This window comes from Roseibium algicola, from assembly GCF_001999245.1.
Lineage (GTDB): Bacteria > Pseudomonadota > Alphaproteobacteria > Rhizobiales > Stappiaceae > Roseibium > Roseibium algicola.
Window position 1 is genome coordinate 3835177 of sequence record NZ_CP019630.1, and the last position, 22938, is coordinate 3858114.

General features: G+C 60.4%; 16 protein-coding genes. 11 read left to right on the forward strand and 5 right to left on the reverse strand.

Translation table 11 applies throughout. From position 1 onward, the window contains the following. Positions 1–2: 2 nt before the first annotated feature. From B0E33_RS17715 to B0E33_RS17725, 3 genes are all read right to left on the reverse strand, one after another. Positions 3–1136 carry a hypothetical protein gene (locus B0E33_RS17715; protein WP_023003167.1) on the reverse strand — a complete coding sequence of 378 codons (1134 nt, stop codon included), beginning with the start codon at positions 1134–1136 and terminating at the stop codon, positions 3–5. An 11-nt stretch (positions 1137–1147) separates the two neighbouring features. Further along, positions 1148–2224: a GumC domain-containing protein gene (locus tag B0E33_RS17720; protein ID WP_055656172.1), complete on the reverse strand. Its 1077-nt coding sequence runs from the start codon at positions 2222–2224 to the stop codon at positions 1148–1150. Positions 2225–2360: 136 nt separating this feature from the next. After that, positions 2361–3074 (reverse strand): class I SAM-dependent methyltransferase, encoded by a 714-nt coding sequence (locus B0E33_RS17725; protein ID WP_077291922.1) that lies wholly within the window; start codon positions 3072–3074, stop codon positions 2361–2363. Between the two features lie 229 nt (positions 3075–3303). Between B0E33_RS17725 and B0E33_RS17730 the strand changes: the two genes are divergently transcribed. Genes B0E33_RS17730 through B0E33_RS17750 form a run of 5 tightly spaced genes read left to right on the forward strand, consistent with a single transcriptional unit; the run spans position 3304 to position 8005 of the window. Continuing rightward, a complete protein-coding gene (locus tag B0E33_RS17730) occupies positions 3304–3816 on the forward strand; it encodes an acyltransferase (RefSeq protein ID WP_023003170.1) in 513 nt (170 codons plus the stop codon). Then, positions 3813–4655 carry a beta-keto acid cleavage family enzyme gene (locus B0E33_RS17735; protein ID WP_077291923.1) on the forward strand — a complete coding sequence of 281 codons (843 nt, stop codon included), beginning with the start codon at positions 3813–3815 and terminating at the stop codon, positions 4653–4655. The genes B0E33_RS17730 and B0E33_RS17735 overlap by 4 nt, the downstream gene beginning before the upstream one ends. Further along, positions 4645–5976 carry a glycosyltransferase gene (locus tag B0E33_RS17740; RefSeq protein WP_077291924.1) on the forward strand — a complete coding sequence of 444 codons (1332 nt, stop codon included), beginning with the start codon at positions 4645–4647 and terminating at the stop codon, positions 5974–5976. The genes B0E33_RS17735 and B0E33_RS17740 overlap by 11 nt, the downstream gene beginning before the upstream one ends. Then, the gene (locus B0E33_RS17745) at positions 5973–6890 is read left to right on the forward strand and encodes a Gfo/Idh/MocA family protein (protein WP_156912426.1); all 918 of its coding nucleotides are present in this window, start codon (positions 5973–5975) and stop codon (positions 6888–6890) included. The genes B0E33_RS17740 and B0E33_RS17745 overlap by 4 nt, the downstream gene beginning before the upstream one ends. Continuing rightward, positions 6887–8005 (forward strand): DegT/DnrJ/EryC1/StrS family aminotransferase, encoded by a 1119-nt coding sequence (locus tag B0E33_RS17750; protein WP_206051373.1) that lies wholly within the window; start codon positions 6887–6889, stop codon positions 8003–8005. Before B0E33_RS17745 ends, B0E33_RS17750 begins: the two co-directional genes overlap by 4 nt. A 31-nt stretch (positions 8006–8036) precedes the next feature. On the opposite strand, the gene B0E33_RS17755 is transcribed toward B0E33_RS17750, so the two are convergent. Together B0E33_RS17755 and B0E33_RS17760 are read right to left on the reverse strand one after the other, a co-directional pair. Then, on the reverse strand, positions 8037–10010 hold the full coding sequence (locus tag B0E33_RS17755; RefSeq protein WP_077291927.1) for an O-linked N-acetylglucosamine transferase, SPINDLY family protein: 1974 nt from the start codon (positions 10008–10010) through the stop codon (positions 8037–8039). 49 nt (positions 10011–10059) lie between these two features. Further along, the gene (locus tag B0E33_RS17760; protein WP_077291928.1) at positions 10060–16371 is read right to left on the reverse strand and encodes a beta strand repeat-containing protein; all 6312 of its coding nucleotides are present in this window, start codon (positions 16369–16371) and stop codon (positions 10060–10062) included. 411 nt (positions 16372–16782) lie between these two features. On the opposite strand from B0E33_RS17760, the gene B0E33_RS17765 reads away from it, so the two are divergent. The 6 genes from B0E33_RS17765 to B0E33_RS17790 all read left to right on the forward strand — a co-directional run bounded on the left by B0E33_RS17765 (position 16783) and on the right by B0E33_RS17790 (position 22934). Then, complete coding sequence (locus tag B0E33_RS17765) at positions 16783–17742, forward strand: NAD-dependent epimerase/dehydratase family protein (protein ID WP_077291929.1); 960 nt, start codon at positions 16783–16785, stop codon at positions 17740–17742. 343 nt (positions 17743–18085) lie between these two features. Then, positions 18086–19114 (forward strand): LacI family DNA-binding transcriptional regulator, encoded by a 1029-nt coding sequence (locus B0E33_RS17770; RefSeq protein ID WP_023003179.1) that lies wholly within the window; start codon positions 18086–18088, stop codon positions 19112–19114. A 225-nt stretch (positions 19115–19339) separates the two neighbouring features. After that, positions 19340–20659: an ABC transporter substrate-binding protein gene (locus B0E33_RS17775; protein ID WP_062487385.1), complete on the forward strand. Its 1320-nt coding sequence runs from the start codon at positions 19340–19342 to the stop codon at positions 20657–20659. 201 nt (positions 20660–20860) lie between these two features. Then, positions 20861–21808 (forward strand): carbohydrate ABC transporter permease, encoded by a 948-nt coding sequence (locus B0E33_RS17780; protein ID WP_031270370.1) that lies wholly within the window; start codon positions 20861–20863, stop codon positions 21806–21808. Beyond that, positions 21805–22746 carry a carbohydrate ABC transporter permease gene (locus B0E33_RS17785; RefSeq protein ID WP_077291930.1) on the forward strand — a complete coding sequence of 314 codons (942 nt, stop codon included), beginning with the start codon at positions 21805–21807 and terminating at the stop codon, positions 22744–22746. The genes B0E33_RS17780 and B0E33_RS17785 overlap by 4 nt, the downstream gene beginning before the upstream one ends. After that, complete coding sequence (locus B0E33_RS17790) at positions 22743–22934, forward strand: hypothetical protein (protein ID WP_023003183.1); 192 nt, start codon at positions 22743–22745, stop codon at positions 22932–22934. Before B0E33_RS17785 ends, B0E33_RS17790 begins: the two co-directional genes overlap by 4 nt. Positions 22935–22938: the final 4 nt, after the last annotated feature.

Consider the following 22938-nt stretch of genomic DNA (forward strand, 5'->3'; position numbering starts at 1 on the left):
ACCTATTTGTAACTGAGGATCTTGCCCGAAGGGCTGACGACATACTTGCGGATATTGGCAAAGCCCGGCGGGTTTCGCTCTTCCAGAATTTGATAAGGCCGCTGCGGCAGGATCAGCGATCGCTGCTGGTGTGTATGGCCAGCGACTTCCTGTGATGCCGGATTGTGTGCCGACAGCGGATCGAGTTGGTAGATCTGCCGCTCGACCGACGAAAAGAAGCCTGCGGATTCGAACTCGGAGCCGGAGGCGACCAGGGTTTCGGTCGTCCAGGCCAGAGCCCAGTCTTCTCCAGGACGACCGGCGGCTTCGGCCAGGACGTCGCGCAGCGGACCGGACTGTTGGGTGAAGGTGTGGCTGTACATCGGCCCCAGAAAGAACCGGCGCAGGCGCTTGGGATGCAGGTCATCGAAGTCGCGGTCGAAGCCGCGGGCGATTGTCACCAGCTTCAGGGACGCCGAGGATTGTGCGGTCAGATGGCTCTGGACGCGCGGCCAACGGCGCTCGTCCTTGGCCAGGGGCCACTTGCCGCTGTCTTCCAGGTCGAGAATGTAGATCAGCGGAATGTTCTGCTGACTGTCATAGACGGCCCAATGCAGCCTGTAGAGGCGGCGGTTGTCGACGACGTTGCCCATCCAGGCCAGACGTGGGTCGTTCCGTGCCCAGAACAGGTCGCCCTTGGCGAGCTCTTCGTAATACTGGCGCTGCGAGGCGGCAAACTGCAGGTTGGTCGGCGAGGACTGTTCACGCAGGATATGGTTGACCATCTCCAGCTTGAGTTCGCGCATTGCCGGCAGCGACCGTAAATGCTTGTCCGCCTGCATGGCGTCGTTCGCCATCTGCAGCAGCTCCTGATAGATCGGGAAGCCGCTGTCCTGACGGTCGATGTTCAAAAGCGAGGGCAGCATGTCCGACACGCGGCCCGCCAGCAGATATTTGTAGGAAAGCGCCGTGAAGGTTCCCGACAGCGCTTCCAGGTATTCTTTCAGAACCGGTATTTCCGAGGCGAGCGCAGTGTTCTCGTTGATGACGCTTTCCGCCACCCCTTGCAAATGCGAGATGATCCGCTCGAACTTGGCGAAGTAGCGCCGTGTTTCATGCGCTTCTTCCAGGGTTCTGTGGTCCAGGGTCAGATCCACGGTTCAGACCCTCAGGCCCCGTACGTGTTCTTGTCGTGCTTCTCGACGATCTGCTGGAACCGGCGCGCGAAACGCTCGTCCGACTTGGCCTTTTCCTCCAGCACCTTGCGGGCGAACACCATGTGGTCCTCATGGGCTTCCATCATGTCGGCCATGCGCTGGTTGGTTGCCGAGCCGATGGCGGCCATCGCGGACTGGGCTTCCTTGTCGGTGGCCACGCCGATCTCGTTGATCTTGTGGGCGATATCCTGCTGCTGGGCCGTCTTGAGGGATTTCACAAGCGCATCGTAGAGCACGACGCGCTGCTTTGTATCCGTCTGCAGCTTGTTGATCAGCACCATCTGGGTGGCCGCCTGGTTCTGAAGGCTGTCGACCCAGGTCTTTCCCTTTTCGATGTAGCGTTCCAGCGTCTGGCTCTCGGCCAGTTTGACCTGCTCTTCCTGGGCCAGGCGGTTGTATTCGGCATTCATCTCCGCCAGCTGGCTCTCCAGCTTGGTGCGCTCGGAGGCATCGGTCTCCACGGAAATCTTGTTTTCCAGAGCAATCACGTCCGGATCCATGGCCACAAGCTTGGCCTTGATTTCCTCCAGTGTGCCGACTGTCTGTTCGCGCTGGCTCAGCGTGTCGCTGAGGTTGGTTTCCACGCGCTTGGAATGTTCGTTCAGCGTGTTGAGCTGCTCCTGCAGAAGTTGTCCGATGACATTGGACTTGGTGATCAGGTCCTGAAGCTTGTCGTCGATGCTGGCGGAGCGCATGCGTTCCTGGCGGATGCTGTCGGAGCGCTGCTTGGAAAAGATGCCGATGAAGCTTTCCCATCCGGTCTTCGTGCGCATGGCATCGAAGTCCTTGGAGAAGGTCGCGGTGACATCGTCAAGACCCATGATGAGCTCGGCGATGTTGGCGCCCATGAGCTCGGTGTGCTTGTGAACATCGTCCAGTGACGCGTTCTCGATGTCGATGGAAATGTCCTGCCCGGTGTCCAGCTTGGACTTCGCGGTTTCGATCTTCGAGGTCAGCTCGTCGATCTTCTGCCTCGCGGCGGCAACTTCCTTTTTCGACTTTTCAATCTGAGCGCTGAAATCCGCCATGGGCCCCTTCCGGATAAAAATTTTTCAAAGTGATTCTTATTTAGCAAGTCTTCTTGGAAATACAATTACAACGCGCTTGCCGAAACGTCATGGTTCCACATGCTTGCGGCGTGTTTCGTGGACGGCGTGAAGCTGCTCAGTCTTGAAGACGGCCGGGGAAGCCGATGCTGGATGCCCGTTGTACCCGCAGCCAGAGTTGTCCGTCGAAGGCCTTCCTGTCTAGAAAATCCACACGAAGTCCGAGACTGGTGCACTCGGTGTCGATCCAGGACTTGCTGTGGCGAACGATCCCCGGTTCATCGGAAACATGGCTGGTGCCGACCCATGCTGTGCCGTTGTAGTCCTCTTCCGGGGACCTCGCAGGGAGGTAGGAAACGAGGAAAACCGCATTCTCGTTCGAGTTCTGGAGAAAACCCTCCAGCATCGTGCGGATATGAGACTTGCTGCAATGGGTCCAGATGGACCCCGCCAGAACCATGTCGAACTTTTTACCGAACACGGACAGGTCGAATTCGGCATTGTGGTCGAAACGCGGCTGTCTTTGTCGAAGGACCTGATCATCAAACAACAGATCAAGTCCCCAACGCACCCTGTCGCGGTGCGGTTCGATACCGCAGTAGTTTTGCTCTCCAAGAAAGGGAATCAGCCAGTAGGCGGTCCGCAGACAACCGCAGCCGATTTCCAGCACGCTCCTTTCCGGCGACAAGCCTTCGCGCAGGAGCTCTGCGAATTGACGTCTGCCACCTTCATCGAAGGTCTGGGTCGGCACGCCAAGAAATCCGTGGTCGAGCGCCATCTTCTCGCCAAGGCGCTGGACGTTTGTTTTTTGCTGATCCGATGCTGTCTTCATTGCCTTGTCTGTCTGCCCGCAACACGTTCTGTGTGAAGGTGTCAGGTCTCGCGGTTCGTGGTGTTTGTCCTGTCGTAGCAGGACGGGAACGGGCATGTGGACTACCGCGAAACAGCACCTGCGGCAAAGGCGTATTTGAAAGCTTTTGACCTTTCACGCCGTCAACGGCTATGCCATTGTTCCGCAGACCTGATCTTCAAAAACAACAACAACAGCCCCGTCAAATCACATGAGCCAATCCGAAACGCCAGAAGAACGTTTTCCCGACGTGCTTTTTTACAATGCCTCACTCACGGAGGTGCAGGAAAACGTCACAATAGGACCCGGTACACGTGTCGGTTCCATGACGATAATTCACAAGAATGCAAGCATTGGTTCTGGAACTACTATCGGGTCGCATTGCAATATTTGCGAATGTGTCATTGGCGATAATGTTTCCATTCAGACCGGCTGCCATATTACACGTGGGGTTACTGTTGAAGATGACGTCTTCATCGGCCCGCAAGTCGTAACGCTCAACGACAAGCTGAAAGGTGGGCCAATGGTCTATCCCTATATCGAGCGCGGAGCGAAGATCGGTGGTGGCAGCCGCATTCTTCCAGGTGTTCGTGTCGGCGCAAATGCAGTTGTCGGTGCCGGCAGTGTTGTGACCAGAGACGTTCCTCCGGGTGCCCTCGTGGTTGGTAACCCGGCTCGTGTCAGATCCGACGGACAGGACAGGCAAGCTCAGAAATCCCCATGAAGGACCTGATCCTGAACCTTGCACCCACGGGTATGGTGCCGACCCGTGCCATGTCGTCGGCCGTGCCGCTGTCGCCGGACGAGATCATCGCCGACTGCCGCCTGTGTGCGGACCTTGGCGCGACGATCCTGCACATTCATGCAAGAGACGAGGATGGCCGGCCAACATTCCGGAAAGACATATACGCGCGGATCATTGCAGGTATCCGGGAAACGCACCCGGATGTGATCATCTGCGTGTCCCTCAGCGGTCGGAACTTCCCGGAGTTCGAACGACGTTCAGACCCCTTGCAGCTGACAGGGGACCTCAGGCCTGACATGGCCAGCCTCACGCTGTCCTCGCTGAATTTTGCCCGCACCGAAAGTATCAATGCACCGGATATGGTTGCCCGCCTTGCAAAGACCATGGAAGACCGCGGCATTCGTCCCGAGCTGGAGGTCTTTGATGCGGGCATGGTGAATTACGCCAGGTATCTTGCAGACCGCGGGATATTGAAGCCTCCCTTCTATTTCAACGTGCTGCTCGGAAATCTCAGCAGTGCACAGGTAACGCCCCTGCATCTGGCGGCGATCACGCAGGATCTGCCTCCAGAATCCGTCTGGTGTGCAGGCGGGATCGGCGAAAGCCAGCTTGCCGCCAACACGCTGGGGCTCTTGTTCGGAAACGGTGTGCGAACCGGTCTGGAGGATTTTCTGTGGCTTGACGCGGACAGAACGCAACCGGCTACGAACGAGAAACTGGTTAGCCGGGTAAGCGAGCTCTGTACGCTCCTTGGTAAGCGGTTTGCCTCTGCCTCGCAGGTTCGCGAAGCGCTTGGGATGACGCCTCATGCAGGCTGACCGTCGTCCGCTCCGGATCCTGATGACCAACAACACGCTGGATCAACCAGCCGGGTCGGAGCTTTATCTCAGGGATCTGGCGCTGTCCCTCATGCGGCGCGGGCACTTCCCGGTGGCTTACAGCCAGAGCCTTGGCCCGGTTGCCGACCGTCTCCGAGCGGCGACCATTCCTGTCGTTGACGACCTGCGGGACCTGTCCGCGGTGCCCGATGTGATCCACGGGCAGCATCATCTGGAAACGATGACGGCCGCGCTTCGTTTTCCGCAAGTGCCGGTCACCTATACCTGTCACGGCTGGATTCCCTGGCAGGAATGGCCACCGGTCTTCCCGAACATCCTGCACTATGTCGCGGTTGATGACCTGTGCCGGGAACGTCTTCTGACCAGTGCGGGCGTACCGGCTGACCAGATCTCGGTTCTGCATAATTTTGTCGATCTCGACCGCTTCAGAAAGGTGCGGGACCTTCCGGACAAGCCGAAGTCCGCACTTGTCTTCAGCAATTCTGCGGCTCAGGTCCCGAAGGCGATACGTGACGCCTGCACCCGCATGGGCATCGAGCGCGTCGATATCGTTGGACAGAACTCCGGCCGCTCCGCCGCACATCCGGAGACCATCCTGGCGGACTATGACGTTGTCTTTGCAAAGGCGCGCGCTGCAATCGAGGCAATGGCATCCGGATGTGCCGTTGTCGTCATGGATTACGGTCAACTTGGCGGGCTTGTCAGTTCCTCCAATCTGCAAAGCATGCGCGGATTGAATTTCGGCATCCGAACCTTGCAGAACCAGCTTTTGCATCAGGACAAGATCGAGCGTGAACTGGAGCGTTACGACGCATCGGATGCGCGCGCGGTGACACAGTGGATCAGGGCGAACGCCGGCCTGGAAGCAGCCGTGGATCGATGGCTGGAAATCTACCACAGGACCATCGAACGCTGGAGTGATGTTGCCGGGACGCTGCACGATGGCGAGAGACTGACCTCCGCATCGCGCTATGTCAGTCAGCTTGCACCGCGGGTGAAGGCAAAGGAACAGGTGGAACATTGCAAAAACCTCGCCGATGCAGACCTCAGGGCGGCGAAAGCTCAGTTGGAGCGGGATACGGCAGTCGCTGCCAACAATGATGCGCGACACAAGGCGAGGATCGCTGAACTGGAAAGAGAAGTGCAGGGCCTGAGGAGGGAATTGCAGGGTCGGAAGAGGGAACTGGAAAGACACAGATTTCCAGGATTGGCTGTCCGGATGGCCTGGCAGGGGTTTGAGAAGCAGGTTCTCAAGCGGTGCCGCCAGCAGATAGCGTCCTTCAGGAAGCCGAAATCGTGACCCTGCATCTTGCCGAAATTGTCTCCGAGGAACCATTGCGCGTGCTGCTGGTTGGCCTTGGCAAGATGGGCCAGCTTCATATGGAATGCCTGTCCAAAATGCCCGGCGTTTCTATTGTCGGTATCGTCGATGAAGACGAGGGCAAAGAGATTGCTGCAAACGGGATCCCGTTCGCGCGATCGATCGATGGTCTCGCCAACGACTTTGCAGCTGCCGTTATTGCGGTTCCTGTCGAAAGGCATGCCGAGGCTGCCGTTCCGTTGCTCGCACGCGGCATCGATTGCCTTGTCGAAAAACCTTTGTCGCTGTGCCCGGGAGAGATAGAAACGATGATTGCCGCGGCCCGCACCGGCGGCGCCAGGCTATCGGTCGCGCAGGTCGAACGTTTCAACCCGGCCATCGAAAGCACGATGGCCGCCTTGCGCAAGCGCTCAGGCAAGGTGCGTGTGCAACGGCTGTCCCGGATGCAAAGCGTTGCCGGCGGCCCGGACGTGATCGCCGACCTGATGGTGCATGATCTGGACTGGATCGTGAAACTCGAGGGAACAAGTGACTGCGAGATAACGGTGCTGGAGAGCCGCAGGACGGCAGGCTGCCTGGATTATGTCTGCTGCCGTCTCGGTTTTGGCGACAGATCCTATGAGCTGGCTGCGGTCCATGGAGCCAGCAAACGGAAGCGCAGCCTTGACGTCTGGCTGGACGGAGATGAAACGCGCTGTTTCGACCTTCTTGCGTTGTCGCCAGACGGGCGGCCGGATCCGCTGACGCGGCAGGCCGAAGTTTTTGTCATGAGCAGAGCAGGTGACGCGGCTGAACTGGCGACAGCTGAAGAGGCGCTCGCTGTACTTCGACTGTCGGACGCAATCAGACGATACACACTCGAGACCACAAGGCCACCGGGAGGTGCGGCGTGAAGGTGATTGTTCCCTTCGCCGATGTGGTTTCCGAATGGCAACCTGTCCGGGCCAAGGCTCTGGAAGGTATCGACAGGGTGTTCTCACATGGGCGTTTTGTCGGCGGTCCGGAAGTCGCCGAGCTGGAACAGAAACTTGTCGGGATAACTGGGGCAAGGTTTGCAGTCGCTTGTGCGTCGGGAACGACGGCCCTGCAAATGGCCATGATGGCTCTCGGCATTGGGCCGGGTGATGAAGTCATTGTTCCGGGCTTTACCTTTATCGCGCCGGCGGAAAGCGCTCTTGTGCTCGGTGCGGAGCCGGTATTGGTAGACGTCCTGCACCCGTCCGGCCTGCTTGATCCGGATGAACTGGAAACAGCGATTTCCAGTCGCACCAAGGCCATCGTCGCGGTCTCGCTTTTTGGACTGCCTGCCAACTTCGAAGCCATCAATTCGATTGCCGCAAGGCACGGAGTTCCAGTGATCGAAGACGCTGCCCAGAGCCTGGGGGCGGGGCTGGAAGACAGGCGGAGCGGCAATCTGGCGGGGCTCGGATGCACCAGTTTTTTTCCGACGAAGGTGCTCGGTGGGGCTGGGGACGGCGGAGCGGTCTTCACCAATGATGAGGCGCTCGCCAGCGCGCTTCGCGAGATCCGTGACCATGGACAAGGCGGCAAGTACCATCACCTGCGGCTGGGGATGAACGGCAGGATGAGTTCGATCGCCGCCGCTGCCCTGCTGGCGCGGCTCGACCGGTTCAGCAAGGCGTTGGATCGCCGCCGCAATATCGGTGAGCTATACGACAGGCTCCTCGAACCACTCCGGGAGACTGGTCGTTTGGATTATGTCCGCAGTCCGGACATGGCAGGCAGTGCCCGTTCGCAATATGCCGTCGTTCTGGAGGATCGCGAAGCGCTTTCCAGAGGTTTACGCGAGGCAGGCATAGAAACGGCAGTTCATTATCCCGCTCCGCTGCACGACCAGCCGGTTCTGCAGCATTGCCGCCGGTCTGGTCGCCTCGAAACTGCGTCCATGCTGGCAAGCAGGATCCTGTGTCTGCCCATACATCCGGGCCTGACGGATGAACAGGTGAACTTCACCGTGGAACGCCTTGGCGTGCTCGTCCAAGCCTGAACACCCCACCCGTTCCCGAGGCTGATGTCGGTCAGGCCCCGGTAAAGTCCAGAAACCGGCGGCTGAACAATGGCCTTGCCTCGTGCCGTGCGATGAGAAGATCGCGCCAGGCAGCGGGATAATCGTCCACGGCCAGCATGTCTGTCGTTTCGTGGTCGATGCCGGTGGCAACTTCGAGCAAGGCGTCCAGATCGCTGAGATCGGGTTTTGGTAGCGTATTGCTGCGGCATGCCTGCCACATTTCAGCATAAAGATCTTCCAGTTTCGAAACCAGAAGCGGCGTGTCGAAGAGGAGGCAGTCGTCCCGGCTCTCGGTCAGGCGTTGACGAAGATCCCGCAGCGCTTGGCGGTCCTTGCCGAGGTCTGCTGCGCGCTTCACGTAATCTTCCGGCGTCGGACAGACGAGCTCCTGAAGACCGGCGGCGGTGACCAGGCTCGCACAGACCCGTGCGGCGAAACATTTTCCGGCAATCGTGAGGACCGGCACGCCCATCCAGAGGGCATCAGAGGCGGTGGTATGGGCGCCATAGGGGGTGGTGTCGAGGAAGAGGTCGGCAAGCGGATAACGTGCCAGATGGTCGGGGTTGGCCATCTTCCCGGCAAAAACCAGCCTGTCCGGAGCAATGCCTGCCGCTTCGGCACAAGCCTTGAGACGCTGGTCGGTTTCCGTTCCGCCGGTCAGCAGCCAGAGAACGCTTCCCGGTACCTTCTTCAGGATGGCGAACCAGCGGTCCAGGCAGAACCGCGTGATCTTGTGGCTGCCGTTGAAGCAGCAGAACACCGTGCCGTCTTCCGGCAGCCCGAAATCGGAGCGTTGCCAGATGCGTTCGGACACGACGCGCTTGCGATTGTTCGGCTGGTAGCAGGGCAGGCGCAGAACCTCTTCGGAATAATAGATCTCGTGGTCCTGCGGAATGATGATGTCGTCGGCGACGATATAGTGATGGAACGGACTGGCTGTCGTGCCCGGAAAGCCGAGCCAGTTGACGATGACCGGAGCCGGACGCAGTGCGACCAGCCGCGTGCGGCCTTCCCGGGTATAGCCGTTTACGTCGATCAGGATCTGGATGCCGTCTTCGGCGATCAACCGCGCGGCAGCTTCGTCGTCGATGCCGGAAATGGTGCGCCAGTTGTCGGTGGTTTCCCGGAAATTCCGGGTGAGCGGATCATCCGCCGCCGGGCCGCAATCATAGGCGAAGACCTCGACCTTGGACCGCTCATGCAGCCCGAACACTTCCGCCATCAGGTGGCCGACGGCATGTTCGCGAAGATCGGACGACAGGTAACCGATCCGCAGCGGGCCGTCGTGCTCCATGGCCTTTGGCCAGGCCTTCATGGGGGCGGAGGGTGTTCCGACGTCCTGGCGGCTGTAGTCGGCGCAAAGGCCAAGCTGAAACAGGGGGTCGTCGCTGAAGGCCGCCGCCGACAGGGGCGACATGGCCCGCACCTGCTGTGAAGGCGTTACCCGTTCCAGCGGCTGCACCACCGGCCACTCGCACTGGCGCTGCCGAAGCGCAATGAAATGCTGCGCGACTTCCCGTTGGTGCGGGTCGAGTTCAAGGCTCTGGCGCAGCATGCTTTCGGCTAGAACGTCCTGGTTGGCGGCTTCCAGCGTGCGGGCGATCTGGTTGAGGGCCGTCAGTCGGACGGAGAGCGAAGCCGGCGTCACCGCAAGGGTCTGTTCCAGCACTGTGTTCCACTGGCCAACGGCCGCGCCGATATCCCCCTGCTGTTCCAGAACACGGCCGAGGTTGATATGGGCCGCATGAAAGCTCGGATTGAGGTTCAACGCGCGCTCCAGGGTCTCGCGCGCAGCCGCCAGCTTGCCGGTTTCGGAAAACAGCACAGACTGGTTGAAAAGTACTGCATACAGCAGTGGGTCATCCGGGTTCTGTGCCACCCAGGTGCCATAGAGAACTTCCGCGGCACCAAAGGAGCCGTTGCCTTTCAGGGCCTCGGCCGCGCCGATGAGTTCAACGATCGACAGGCTGGTTTCATTTGCCATTCGTGGCGGTCCTGGGTGTGTCTGGTGAGTCGGAATGATGGCGCAAAGATCAGGAGACCGCTACAGCCATGGCGGCGATTTGCTCAGGTGTCATGGTCGCGATCTGTGTCTCTGTGAAGTGTCCGATCTGGTCAGCGTCGAGCGCTTCGATCGACTGCGGGCCGAGGGCAGCGATCGCCTGCGCGCTGAGCGAACGGATCTGGGTTCCGGTGAGGCCGGACAGCTGGGCGTAAGACATGGCTCCGATGCGCTCCGGCGCCAGGGCACCCAGCTGCGTGACCGTCAGCGCCCCGACCTGGCGCGAGGTCAGTGCTCCGAACTGGGTGGACGACAGGATCGAGATTTCACTGCTGGTCAGGTTGGAAACCTGGTTTGCGCTGAGGGAGGCGATCTGGGATGGGGTCAAAGCTGTGAATTGCGCATTTGACAGGGCGCGCAACTGCACACGCACGAGACCGGCAAGTTGTGACGCGCTCATTTCGGCGATTTCATCAGGTGACAGCCCCGCCAGCGCGCTGGTGGAAATGGATCCGACCTGCGCAGCGCTCAGGCCGCTGATCTGGGTCAGGGTAAGCGCTTCGATCTGATTTTCCGAAAGTCCCGCAATCGTCGACGGCAAAAGGGCGCCGATCATGGTCGAGGTGAAGGCGGTGAACTGGTCTGCAGACAAGGCGCCAATCTGGGTTGCCGTCATGCCGGAGACCGCCTCTCTGGCAAGAGCGAGAAGTTGTGTTGTCGCCAGACCGCCGACCTGGTCCGCGCTCAGACCGGAGATCGCCGACGCCGACAGATATTCCATCTGCGAGGTAGAGAGCGAGCTCAGTTGCGACAGCGTCAGGCCGGCAATGGCGGTGGCGGTCAGGGCCTCCAGTCCGGTCGAACCGAGGGCGCCAAGCTGACCTGAGTTGAACTGGGAGAGCTGCGCTGCCGTCAGTCCCTTGATGCCGCTGGCCGAAAGAGCCGTAATCTGCGCGGGCTTGAGCGCGGCCAACTGGTCGGTGGTCAGGGAGGCGATCTGCGCCCCGGTCAGGCCTCCGGCTGCGGCGGGCGTCAAAAGGCCGATGCGTGTGCTGGAAAGGGAGGCGATCTGGCCGGTGTTCAGTCCGCTGATCGCAGTGGCCGACAGTGCGCCGAATTGAGGATCTGTGAAGGTGGCAAGCGTCGTTGGCGAAAGCCCGGCAAGCGCTGCTCCGGACAATCCCTCGATCTGGCTGGTCGTCAGAGCTGTGAGTTGGTCTTCCGACAGTGTACTGATTTGTGCCGCACTCAGACCGGAAACAGCATTTTGGGACAGGGCCGAAACCTGTCCTGTTGTCAGCGCGGCCAGTTGAGGTGCGGACAGGGCGCCGGCTGCCGAGCTGGAAAGGCCACCCATCTCGATCAGCGATAATTGCGAGACCCGCAGTGGCGTCAGCGTGCCGATCTGCGTTGCCGTCAAGGCTGCGGCCTGTGTGGCGGTCATGCTCGCCCATTGTCCGCCGGAGAAAGCTGCAAGGCTCGTTGCATCGAGTGCGGCAATCGTTGTTGTCGAAAGCCCGGCAACATGCTTTCCGCTGAACATGGCGAGCTGGCTGGCTGACAGCCAGGAGAATTGATCGGCCCCCAGACCGGACAAACCGGAAGGTGTCAGCGCCGCAACCTGACGTGTGCCAAGCGCTCCGATCTGATCCTGGGTGAGAGCGCCGACTTGCGCTGCCGACAACCCCGCAATCTGTGTCGTTGCCAGTCCGGCTATCGTTGCGCTTTCAAGGGATGCGATCTGCGCTGGTTTGAGAGCTGCAAGTTGACCGGCGGTCAATGCGGAAAACTGCTCCCCGGACAATCTGGAAAGCACGGCAGTGCCGCTTCCTGCCAGGGCGCCGGGAGCAAGCGCGGCTACCTGATCCGGATCGAACCGGGAGATCTGTTCCTGCGAAAGGCTCGAGAGGACCGTGGACGAAAGTCCGCCGATACCGGCTGTCGACATTGCAGCGATCTGATTGCCGGTGACGGCGGCGGACTGCTCAGTTGTCAAGGCACCTGTCTGCCTTGTCGTGAGGGCCTTTACCTGATGTGTGCTGAGGCTGGCGATCGTGCCCGGCGCCAGGCTTGAAATGACACTCGTGGAGAGCCCTGATATCTGCTCGGAGGTCAGCGACAGCAGTTTGTCCGGGCCAAGCTGGTCTGCCTGGATCGGGGTCAGACCGGCAAGGGCTTTCGAAGACAGGCCGGAGATCTGCTTGTCGGTAAGAGCACCCAGTTGCCCGGCACTCATGGCGCCGAGACCTTCGGCGGAAAGCCGCTGTATCTGCGTTTTAGACAGGCTCTCGATCTGCGTGGTCGATAGCGCTCCGACCTGATCGCCGTTCAGAAGGCCGATGGTGATTGCAGCGAGGCTGGATATCTGGCTGGTCGAGAGTGCGGAAACTGCTGCCGGAGCAAGGCCTTTCCAGGCTGCGGCTGAAAGCGCGTTCAGTTGTGTTGTCGACAGGGAGGCGGAGGTCGCCGGGCTCAGGCCTGCAGCAGCGTCTCCGGATATGGCGCTGACCTGGGTGGTCGTCAGCCCGGCGATCTGGCTGGTCGTGAAAGATCCGATCTGATCAGCCGACAGCGATCCAATCTGTGTTCTCGTGAGCGCGCTGATCTGTGATGTGGAGAGGGAGGCGGTCTGTGTGGTGGTTAGTCCGGTCAGCGCCGCGGTGCTCAGACTGCTGATCTGTGACCGTGACAGCGCCGCCATCTGCTCACTCGAAAAGGCTTCAAGGGCTTCATCACCCAGGCCCGCAATTTGTGTGGTGTTCAGGGCCGCAAGCTGTTCGTTGGTAAGGGCGGCTGCCTGAGTGGCCTTGAGCGCACCAATCGTTCCGGCGCTGAGGCTTTTCACCTGTGTTACCGACAGGGCGGATATCTGGCCGGTGCTGAAAGACTGGATCTGCGTGGTGGCCAGGCCCGCCATCGCCGTACCGGTCAAGGCGGCCAGCTGGGCATCGCTCAAGGTTGCAATTGCGGTTCGGGTCAAGCCCTTGATCCCGGTGGCCGAAAGGGCTGCGGTTTGGGTGGTGGTCAGCGCTTCCACCTGTGCCGTTGTCAGGCGGGTCACCTGCGCCGCGTTGAAACTGGCGATCTGGGTTGCTGTCAGCGCCGCGATCTGACCTGGCACCAGGGCTTCGAACTGGGTTGCGTTCAAGGCCTTCAACTGAACCCCTGTCAGGCCGTGCAACTGGGCTGTTGTCAGGCCCGACACGTCGGAGGCGGAAAGACCTGCGAGACCCGTTGCAGACAAAGCGCCGATCTGCTTGTCGCTCAGCGCCAGGATCTGCTCGGGCGACAGCGCATCAACCTGATCGTCGGTCAGGCCTTTCATCTGTGTTGTTGTCAGGGAGCCGAGTTGTGTCGTCGTCAGGGCGGCGATGGTCTCTTCACGCAAACCGCCGATTGCGGCTGCCGTCAGTTCTCCAAACTGCGCGTTCGACAGAGAGCCGAGTTTGGTCGCCGTCACCGCCGCCATCTGCGTCTGGGTCAGGGCACGCAATTGCACGGAGCTGAACTGGGCCAGTTGGTCCGCGGACAATGCGGCGATCTGGGTTGCGCCGAGAGATGCGGTCTGTGTGGCTGTCAGTCCGGCAATCTGGGTTTTCTCAAGCCCCGCAATAACGTCGCTGTTCAGCCCGGCAAGCCCGGAGGCCAACAGCGAGCCGATCTGTTTGGCAGATAGCGCGGCCGCCTGGGTCGAAGAGAGCACTTCGGTCTGGGTGATGTCGAGGGCGCCTAGTGCGGCAGGTGCAAGGCTTGCCACCTGTGTTGTCGACAGGGAGGCAATCTGGTCCCGGGTCAGGCCCTTGGCCTGATTGGCGACAAGGGATGTGATCTGCGTTGTCGTGAAGGCATCGAATTGCGCCGTACTCAACTGGCCGACGGCGGTGCTGGAAAGAGCTGAAACCTGTGTGTTGCTCAGCGCCGCAATCTGGTCCGGTGTCAGAGCAGCGATCTGGCCGGAGCCGAGGGAAGAAATGCCGGCTGCCGAAAGGGCGTTCAGGCGCTCGCCCTGCAGGGCGGAAACCTGAGCATCCGTCAGGCCGGCAGTGTTGCCGGCAAGGGCTGCAATCTGGGTCGTGGACAACGCCTGGAACTGATCGGACGACAGCGATGAAACCGCCGATGCGGTCAGGCTTTTCACCTGTGCGCCGGTAAGAGCCGCCACTTGCGTTATTGACAGCGCTGCAAGCTGGTCCGTTCCAAGGGCGGCGATTGCCTGGCCCGAGAGACCGGCAATCTGGGTCGGGGCAAGCTGGCTGAGCTGGCTCGTCGAGAAAAACCCGATCTGGGAGCCGGTCAGGCCCGACAGGGCAGTGGCAGTCAGGCTTTCCAGCCTGTCTGGCGTCAGGGCCGCGATATGGCTTTCACTCAAACCGCGGATCTGCGCCGGGGCAAGATCGGCAAGTTGCGTGTTGCCGAGCGCCGCAAACTGCTCGGCACTCAGGCTTGCGAAGGCGGTTTCGGTCAGGCTCCGCAACTGGCTGGTCGACAGGTTCGACAGGAAGCTGCTCGACAGCGCTTCCATCTGCTCCGGTCCGAGCGCGGCAATCGTGGTGGTGGAAAAGCCCTTGATGGCTGTGCTGTTGAAGGCGGCGATCTGGTCGCTGCTGAGCTGGCGGATTGTCGTGCCATTCAGGGCTAGCGCCTGTGCATAGCCCATCGAGCCGATCTGCTCGGTGCTGAAAGTTCGGAGCTGTCCGGCGGAAAAGGCCCGCATCTGGGGAGCGGTCAGCGAGCGGACCTGCAGCGAGCCGAGTGCGCCGATCTGGGTTTCATCCAGTGCGGCGATCATTGTGGTGCCGATGCCGCGCACCTGGTTGACGCTCAAGGCGCCGATCTGGTCGGTCGACAGGGCGTCGAACTGGGTCTCGTTGAACCCTGCGATCACGAAACTGGACAGGGCGCTCAGGCGTGTGCCGGTAAGAAGCGCGATCTGGGTTTCTTTCAGCGCCTTGCCCTGGGTCGCGGTGATCGAGGTCAGTTGGGTCTCTGTCAGCGCCTTGAACTGGTCTTCGGAAAACAGCGACAGGTCGCCGGCGGTCAGTCCCTGGAATTGTGTCGTGGTCAGACTGGCGATGCGTGTCTCGCTGAGGCCGGAAATGACCTCGTTGTTGAGCGAGGTGATCTGCGTTGCCGAGAAAGACGCGAATTGGTCCGCAGTCAGGGAGGCGACCTGCTGAGCCCCGAGGGCAGCCACCGCCGTCCGGGTCAATTGACCGATCTGTGAGAAGTTCAGCGCGCCGAGCTGGGTCTCGTTCAGGTAACGCGTCTGGGTCTGGGTAAGGCCCTGGATTTGGGCCTTGCTGAAATTTGCGATCTGGGGAGCCGTCAGCGCACCGATCTGCGTGGTCGTCATGGCGCCGATGGAGGTTCCGGAAAAAAACCTGATCTGCCCGGGGCTGAAGGTCTGGATCTGGTCCTCGGAGAAGGACTGGACCTGCCTGGTCGACAGCACGGAGACCTGCTGGGCCGTGAGCCCGGCTAGCTGGGAGGACGTCAGTGCGGATATTTCCGGCAGCGTCAGCCCTTTCACCTGGGTGGTCGACAGAGTGCCGATATGGGTGGCGGTCAGGGCGCCAAACTGGGTCGTCGTCAGTGCGGCGATGCTCTGGCTGCTGAGGGCGCGGAACTGGGTGCTGGCGAGCGACAGCAGCGTGTCGACGCTGATCGCCTTCACCTGCGGCATCGTCAGGCTGCCCATGTGGGTGGTCGTCAGCTGGCCGGATTGTTCCGCCGTCATTGCCGCAACCTGATCCACGGTCAGATTGCGGAATTGCGACACGCTCAGCATGCCAAGCTGGGTGCTGGCCATGCCGGAAAACTGTTCCAGGCTCAGGCCCGCCACTCTCGCGGGTGAAAGCGCCTTCACCTGCAGGCTGGTCAGTGCGGAAATATCGTCAGAGCCGAAATGCGAAAACTGGCTGTCGGAGAACCCGGCAAGGACGGATGTCGCAAAGCTCTTGACCTGACCGGGCGAAAACGCCTCGATCTGTGTTCCGGAAAGATCCTGGATCTGGGTGGCGGAAAGGGCGGCGATCTGGGGTGCCGTCAGTGCCTGCAACTCGCTCGCGGAAAAACCGGCAAGGTCCTCCGCCGTCAGTTGCCGGATCTGGGTGGTGGTCAGCGCGCGGATATGGTCCGCGTCGTCCGAACTGACTTCCTGGTAGGTGATCGCATCGTAACTGGCGAGCGTCTGGGACGAGGTGAGGGTGCTGGTTCCAGATCCCGTCGTCGTTTGTCCGGAAGTTGTATCGGAAGATGGCTCCTCCGTGGCCGGAGACACCGACGTGCTTGCAGGTGAGACGTAGAAGGTTGCCGCGCTGGGCGTGGCGTTGATTGTCGTCACTTAAGGAGGTTCCAGAAAGCCCCATAGCGGGCCGAAGGCTGCTCAGCAACTTCCGTGCCAGTGCCTGTTTTTGCGAAAAACGCTGATTTCTCCTGTTGAATGGATGCCGGCTGTTGGTCGCGTCGGACAAAATCTTCCGCTGTCCCCAGGCAAAATTCGCCCGGTGCTGGTGGTGCGCTCGGCAGGAAATGCCCTGGCGCGGCCATGCCATGGGCCGGCATTGGCTGAGGGGGCTCCGAGCAAACGCTGCTTGATTGAGAAGCTGTCTGGCGGAATTGGCCGAGAGATTTTGATCCGCAGCAGCTTTGTGATGCTGCCGGGCGTCTTTGGCACGGCGTGTGCTAGGCGCGATTTAACGGCCGAGCGGGTAGGCGGCCGGGCTTTCGCAGCTACCCCGGAACACACCACATCATGTCCCTTCCCATACTGATCACCGGAAGTGCCGGCCTTATCGGGTCCGCCCTTGTGGACACGCTGACGGCGCTGGGCCGTCCTGTCCGTACGTTTGATATTGCCGATGCTGGGCAGGACAGCCGCAACGGCGCTGCGGTTGAAGACGCGGTGCGGGGCTGCAGCGGCGTTATTCACCTGGCAGCAGTGTCCCGGGTGCTTTGGGGCGAGCATAATCCCGTGCTGTGCCGGGAGGTGAATGTCGGGGGAACCCGCAACGTTCTTGCAGCTGCTGCAAGTAGCGGGAGCCGCCCCTGGGTTCTCTTCGGCAGCAGCCGGGAAGCTTATGGGCCGGTCACCCGATTTCCGGCAGATGAAGACACTGCACGCTGCCCGATGAATGTCTATGGACGGTCAAAACTGGCAGGCGAGAAGCTGGTGGAGGCAGCCCAGGAGGCCGGTGTCAAGGCCGCTATCCTGCGGTTCTCGAACGTCTATGGCCGGATTTCCGATCATGCGGACCGTGTTGTTCCCGCCTTCGCAAGAGCCGCCGCCGAAGGGCGCAGATTGCAGGTCGAGGGCCGCAATCATGTCTTCGACTTCAATTATCTGGATGATGTCGTTGACGGTATTCTGAAGATGGTCACTTTCATCGAGGCGGAACGGAAGGCGTCGCCGCCTGTGCAATTCGTCTCCGGGGTCGGCACCAGCCTGACCGAACTTGCCGAAGCCAGCGTACGGCTTGCCGGAACGGCCGCCGAAATCCACCATGTCGGGCCGCGCAGCTTCGACGTCAACGGCTTCGTCGGATCGGGGGAAAGAGCCCGGCAATTGCTTGGCTGGCAAACGAAGACAAGCATAGAGGAAGGGCTTGCGCATATGGTTCGGGCCTTTGCGGATGCAAATGGCGAGGCGCAGCTTGCAGAGACTACATGTGCCTTCAGTGCAGGTGCTACTGACCCCGGTCTGTCCGCTGTTTGATTGCTGTTCCTTGAGCCGGTGCCGGTTGAAACGACCGCCCTGGCTTGCCCTGTTGCCATGAATCGGATTAGCTCCAGGAAAGCGTGGCCAATGGCGCCATATTGCTTCTGCAACGCTTGCCCGCGATTTGCAATTGCCTGATATCCTTGGGGAAATTTCTTCCGTCAATCGCCGTAAAGCGGATTTTTGATTGACGTATGTCAGAATGCTGCGCGACATTGTCTCCCTGTCGGTCCGCGGGTATCCGGTCGATCCCGCGAGGGCGCCCGGACGCTGATCGGCGTTGAAGTGGTGGATCATCTTGTCTGCGTTCACGAGAACGCGGGATGGTCCGGGAGACGTAATGGTCAAGCCAACCGTACACGATATCGCCCGGGAGGCCGGGGTCAGCCTGTCGACCGTCGACCGGGTCTTGAACGGGCGTGCGGATGTGCGCCCGAAGAACGCGGAGCGGGTGAAGGAAGCTGTTCGCAAGCTCGGCTATGTGCGCGATACCAATGCGGCCAATCTCGCCAGGCAGCGCCAGTACAAATTCGTGTTCGTTCTTCCCGAAGGGCCCAATCATTTCGTCGAAACGCTGGTGGCCGCGGTCGAAGAAGCGTCCGGTGCGCAGGTGGCGGACCGGACCGACGTCAGCGTGTTGCTGGTCGACGCCGCTGATCCGCACGCGGTTGTCGACAAGCTGAAGACCCTGGACCTGTCCGAACTGGACGGCGTTGCCATGATGGTTCCGGAAACACCGCAGGTGCGCGATGCCATCGCGCATATCAAGAGTGCAGGTGTTTACGTCGTCGCGCTGGTGTCGGACCTGCCGAACTCGAAATGCCACTATTTTGCAGGTGTCGACAATTTCTCTGCCGGCAAGACCGCAGGGGCGCTGTTGGGTAAGTTTTTGCGCAACGAGACCGGCAGCATCCTGGTGGTGACCAATTCCATGGTGGCGCGTGACAGTATCGAGCGCCGCTTCGGTCTGGACGAAGTGCTGTCGCGGGACTTTCCGCAACTGAAAACCCTGCCGACGATCGAATTCTACGACGATCCGGACCGGATCCATGAAACCCTTGACCATGCGCTCAAGGCACATCCGGAGCTGAAGGCGGTTTATTCCATGGGGTCGGGAAATGCGGCCATGCTGGATGCATTGCGTGAGCATGGCGTTGCCGGACGGTTTGTGGTGATCGCTCACGATCTGACGCCCGTAACGCGGCAGGCTCTTGCCGATGGCGAACTTGATGCTGTCATCGCCCAGAATGTCGGGCATCTCGTGCGCAGTGCCCTGCGGGTCTTGCGGGCCAAATGCGACGGCACGGACATCTATGAGGCGCAGGAAAAGATCCGGATCGAGATCATCATGCGCGAAAACCTCTATTGAGGCTGGCCGCTCCAGCCAAGAGTTCTGTCCCCTAAAAATAAGCAATATCAATATCATGCCCTGTGTTGCCGGCATGAATCAGGTCTGATTGACCTCGAAAAGAAAGACGTATGTCAGTTTTTTGATTGACGTGACATACGTATGTCAGATAGCGTGAGCCTGCACTTGGAGGAGTGCTGCGGTCCGGCATGCGCCGGCACGCGACCATTCGGGAGGACTTCACCCATGAAAACTGCGAAACTTCTCGCGGCAACCGCCATTGTTGCGGTTAGCGGACTATCTGTTTCCAATGCGCAGGCCGATGAGCTGACGCTGTGCTGGGCGGCCTGGGATCCGGCCAACGCGCTGGTCGAGCTGTCGAAGGAATTTGAAGCCGAATACGGCCACACCATGAATTTCGAATTCGTGCCCTGGCCGAACTTCGCCGACCGCATGCTGAACGAGCTGAACTCCGGCGGCAAGCTGTGCGATCTGCTGATCGGCGACAGCCAGTGGATCGGCGGCGGCGCCGAAAACGGCCATTACGTCAAGCTGAACGACTTCTTCGAGAAGGAAGGCATCAGCATGGACGATTTCGCTCCGGCGACCGTCTATGCCTATTCCACCTGGCCCAAGGGGGAGCCGAACTACTATGCGCTGCCGGCCATGGGCGATGCCAACGGCTGGTTCTATCGCAAGGACTGGTTCGAAATGCCGGAAATTCAGGCTGCGTTCAAGGAGAAGCACGGCCGTGACCTGGCTCCGCCCAAGACGCAAGCTGAGCTTCTGGAAGTCGCACAATTCTTCCAGGGGCGCGAGATCGACGGTCAAACCCGGTACGGCGCGTCCATCTTCACCGAGCGCGGCTCGGAAGGCATCACCATGGGCGCGACCAGCGCGCTTTATCCGTTCGGCTTCAAATACGAGATGACGCCGGGCAAATACGACATGGAAGGTGCGGTCAACTCGCCCGAAGCCGTGGCGGGACTGGAGTTCTACAAGGAACTCTACAAGACCGGCACGCCCCCGGGCTACACCGACAGCTACATGGAACAGTCCCTCGATGCCTTCAAGTCGGGGCAGGTGGCCATGGCCATGAACTGGTTCGCCTTCTTCCCAGGCCTCTATGCCGACCCGGATGTGGGCGGCGACAAGATCGGCTTCTTCGTCAATCCCGGCCAGAACCGGGAAGCCTCGACGCTCGGCGGGCAGGGCATCTCCGTGGTGGCCTATTCCGACAAGCAGGATGCGGCGCTTGAGTACATCAAGTGGTTCGCGCAGCCGAGCGTTCAGAAGAAGTGGTGGGATCTCGGCGGCTATTCCTGCCATGTCAGCGTTCTCAGTGACCCGAGCTTCCCGGACAGTGCGCCGTTTGCGTCCGACTTCCTTCTGGCCATGGATAACGTGATGGATTTCTGGCAGGAGCCGGCTTACGCCGAACTGCTGCTGGCGATGCAAAAACGCCTTCATGACTATGTGGTTGCCGACCAGGGCACTGCACAGGAAGCGCTCGACAAGCTGATCGCCGACTGGACCGAAACCTTCGAGGACGAAGGCAAACTCTGACGGCTCCAGGTGAACCCTGACGATACCAATGCGCTTGTCAGGGGTTGACCTGCCCTTGTCTCAGCGGATGGCCGGTCTTTTGGCGGCCATATCCTGATCCTGCCTCTGCGGACGGCCCGCCTTCTGGCGGGCTGTCTCACCCTGAAAGACCGGCCGTACCGGCCCGTGCTTTCCGGAACCGTTTCTCAAGAAGAGCGTCTCATGTCCGACACCCCGATAGACCGAGTAGCAAAGGCAACGCCGCCCACCGTTGCCGCGAAAATCCGAGGGCTTTCCGACCGTACGATTGCCTGGCTTTTTGTCGCTCCGACAATTTTCCTGCTGCTTGCGGTCAATATCTTCCCGCTGATCTGGACGATCAATCTCAGTTTCACGAATTTCCGCGCCAATCGGCCCAACCGCGATGTCGAATACATCGGCCTGCGCAATTACGAGCGCATCCTAACCGATGGCGACATCTGGCTGACCATGCAGGCGACCGCGCATTTCCTGTTCTGGACCATCGTCCTGCAGGTGCTGATCGGTTTCACACTGGCCTGGCTGATCAACCGGAAATTCAAGGGCAACGATCTGTGGACCACCCTGATTGTGCTGCCGATGATGTTGTCGCCGGCCGTTGTCGGCAATTTCTGGACCTTTCTCTACCAGCCGCAGATCGGTCTCTTCAATTACGGTGTGTCCTTCTTCACCGGGGTCGATCCGGCATCCTTCCAGATGATCGGCGACGTGGCGCTCGCGCCCTGGGCCATCGTGATTGTCGACACCTGGATGTGGACCCCCTTCGTGATGCTCATCTGTCTGGCAGGCCTGCGATCGATACCGGACTATATCTACGAGGCCGCGGAAATCGATCGGGCCAGCAAGTGGCGCCAGTTCTGGACGATCACTGTGCCCATGGTGCTGCCCTTCCTCATGCTGGCAGTCCTGTTCCGCGGCATCGAGAACTTCAAGATGTTCGATCTTGTGGTGCAGCTCACCGGCGGTGGCCCAGGCTCCGTGACCGAACTCACCTCCATCAACCTGAAGCGTGAAGCCTTCGAGAAGTGGCGCACCGGCTATGCCTCCGCCTACGCGATCGTCCTGTTCGTGACTGTCTTCGGCCTCGCCTCGATCTACGTCAAAGCCCTGAACAAGGTGAAGGAAAGATGAGCAGCTATTCCATCACAGAACCGTCTTCGCGGCAGAAGTGGGTGGCCGGGTTGCTGGTCATCGCCTACGCGGTCATCACCCTGCTGCCGCTGGTCTGGATCCTGACGACAGGGTTCAAGTCTCCGGTCGATGCCATCGCCTATCCTCCGAAGGTGCTCTTCGAGCCGTCTCTGGAAGGCTACGTCAACCTCTTCACCACCCGCACCCGCGTATCGCCGGAACAGCTTCAGGCCCTGCCGCCGCCCGCTACCTGGTACGAGGAAATCGTGCGTAACCGCGACATGGTGATCGCGGGCCCCTCCCGCTACGGCGAAAGGTTCCTGAATTCGGTCATTATCGGATTTGGCTCCACCTTCCTGTCGGTGTTCCTCGGAACGCTCGCCGCCTATGCCTTTTCAAGGTTCAAGGTGCCGCTGAAGGACGACCTGCTGTTCTTCATCCTGTCGACAAGAATGATGCCGCCGATCGCGGTCGCGATCCCGATCTTCCTGATGTTCCGCACCCTTGGGCTGTCGGATACGCACCTGGGCATGATCCTGCTCTATACGGCGGTCAATATCTCGCTTGCGGTCTGGCTGCTGAAGGGCTTCATCGACGAGATCCCGCGAGAATACGAGGAAGCGGCGCTGATCGACGGCTACACCCGCTTCCAGGCATTCTACAAGGTGGTGTTGCCGCAGGCGGCAACGGGCATCGCCTCCACTGCCATCTTCTGCCTGATCTTCTCGTGGAACGAATATGCCTTCGCGGTGCTGCTGACTTCCGGCACGGCACAGACGGCTCCCCCCTTCATTCCGACCATCATCGGCGTCGGCGGCCAGGACTGGCCGGCGGTCGCGGCAGGGGCAACCCTGTTCCTGGTGCCGGTCATGGTCTTCACCATCCTGCTTCGCAAACATCTCCTGCGCGGCATCACCTTCGGAGCGGTCCGCAAATGATCAGCGATTTCATGAGCGGCCTCGTCCGCCTGCGCCGCGGGTCCTGGGAAATGCTCGCATCCCTTCTGATCGCCATTGGTGTGATCATGCTGATGCAGCCGGTCTTCCTGTGGGCCTACACCTATTCCTTCATCGTCACGCTGACCGGAACAGTCATGTTCATCATCGTCAGCCACTTTCCGGAGTGACTGT

Coding starts and splice junctions, on each gene's coding strand:
- B0E33_RS17790 (WP_023003183.1), top strand. CDS start 22,743: ATGATCAGCGATTTCATGAGCGGCCTCGTCCGCCTGCGCCGCGGGTCC.
- B0E33_RS17725 (WP_077291922.1), bottom strand. CDS start 3,074: ATGAAGACAGCATCGGATCAGCAAAAAACAAACGTCCAGCGCCTTGGC.
- B0E33_RS17765 (WP_077291929.1), top strand. CDS start 16,783: ATGTCCCTTCCCATACTGATCACCGGAAGTGCCGGCCTTATCGGGTCC.
- B0E33_RS17730 (WP_023003170.1), top strand. CDS start 3,304: ATGAGCCAATCCGAAACGCCAGAAGAACGTTTTCCCGACGTGCTTTTT.
- B0E33_RS17740 (WP_077291924.1), top strand. CDS start 4,645: ATGCAGGCTGACCGTCGTCCGCTCCGGATCCTGATGACCAACAACACG.
- B0E33_RS17775 (WP_062487385.1), top strand. CDS start 19,340: ATGAAAACTGCGAAACTTCTCGCGGCAACCGCCATTGTTGCGGTTAGC.
- B0E33_RS17770 (WP_023003179.1), top strand. CDS start 18,086: ATGGTCAAGCCAACCGTACACGATATCGCCCGGGAGGCCGGGGTCAGC.
- B0E33_RS17755 (WP_077291927.1), bottom strand. CDS start 10,010: ATGGCAAATGAAACCAGCCTGTCGATCGTTGAACTCATCGGCGCGGCC.
- B0E33_RS17720 (WP_055656172.1), bottom strand. CDS start 2,224: ATGGCGGATTTCAGCGCTCAGATTGAAAAGTCGAAAAAGGAAGTTGCC.
- B0E33_RS17785 (WP_077291930.1), top strand. CDS start 21,805: ATGAGCAGCTATTCCATCACAGAACCGTCTTCGCGGCAGAAGTGGGTG.
- B0E33_RS17780 (WP_031270370.1), top strand. CDS start 20,861: ATGTCCGACACCCCGATAGACCGAGTAGCAAAGGCAACGCCGCCCACC.
- B0E33_RS17735 (WP_077291923.1), top strand. CDS start 3,813: ATGAAGGACCTGATCCTGAACCTTGCACCCACGGGTATGGTGCCGACC.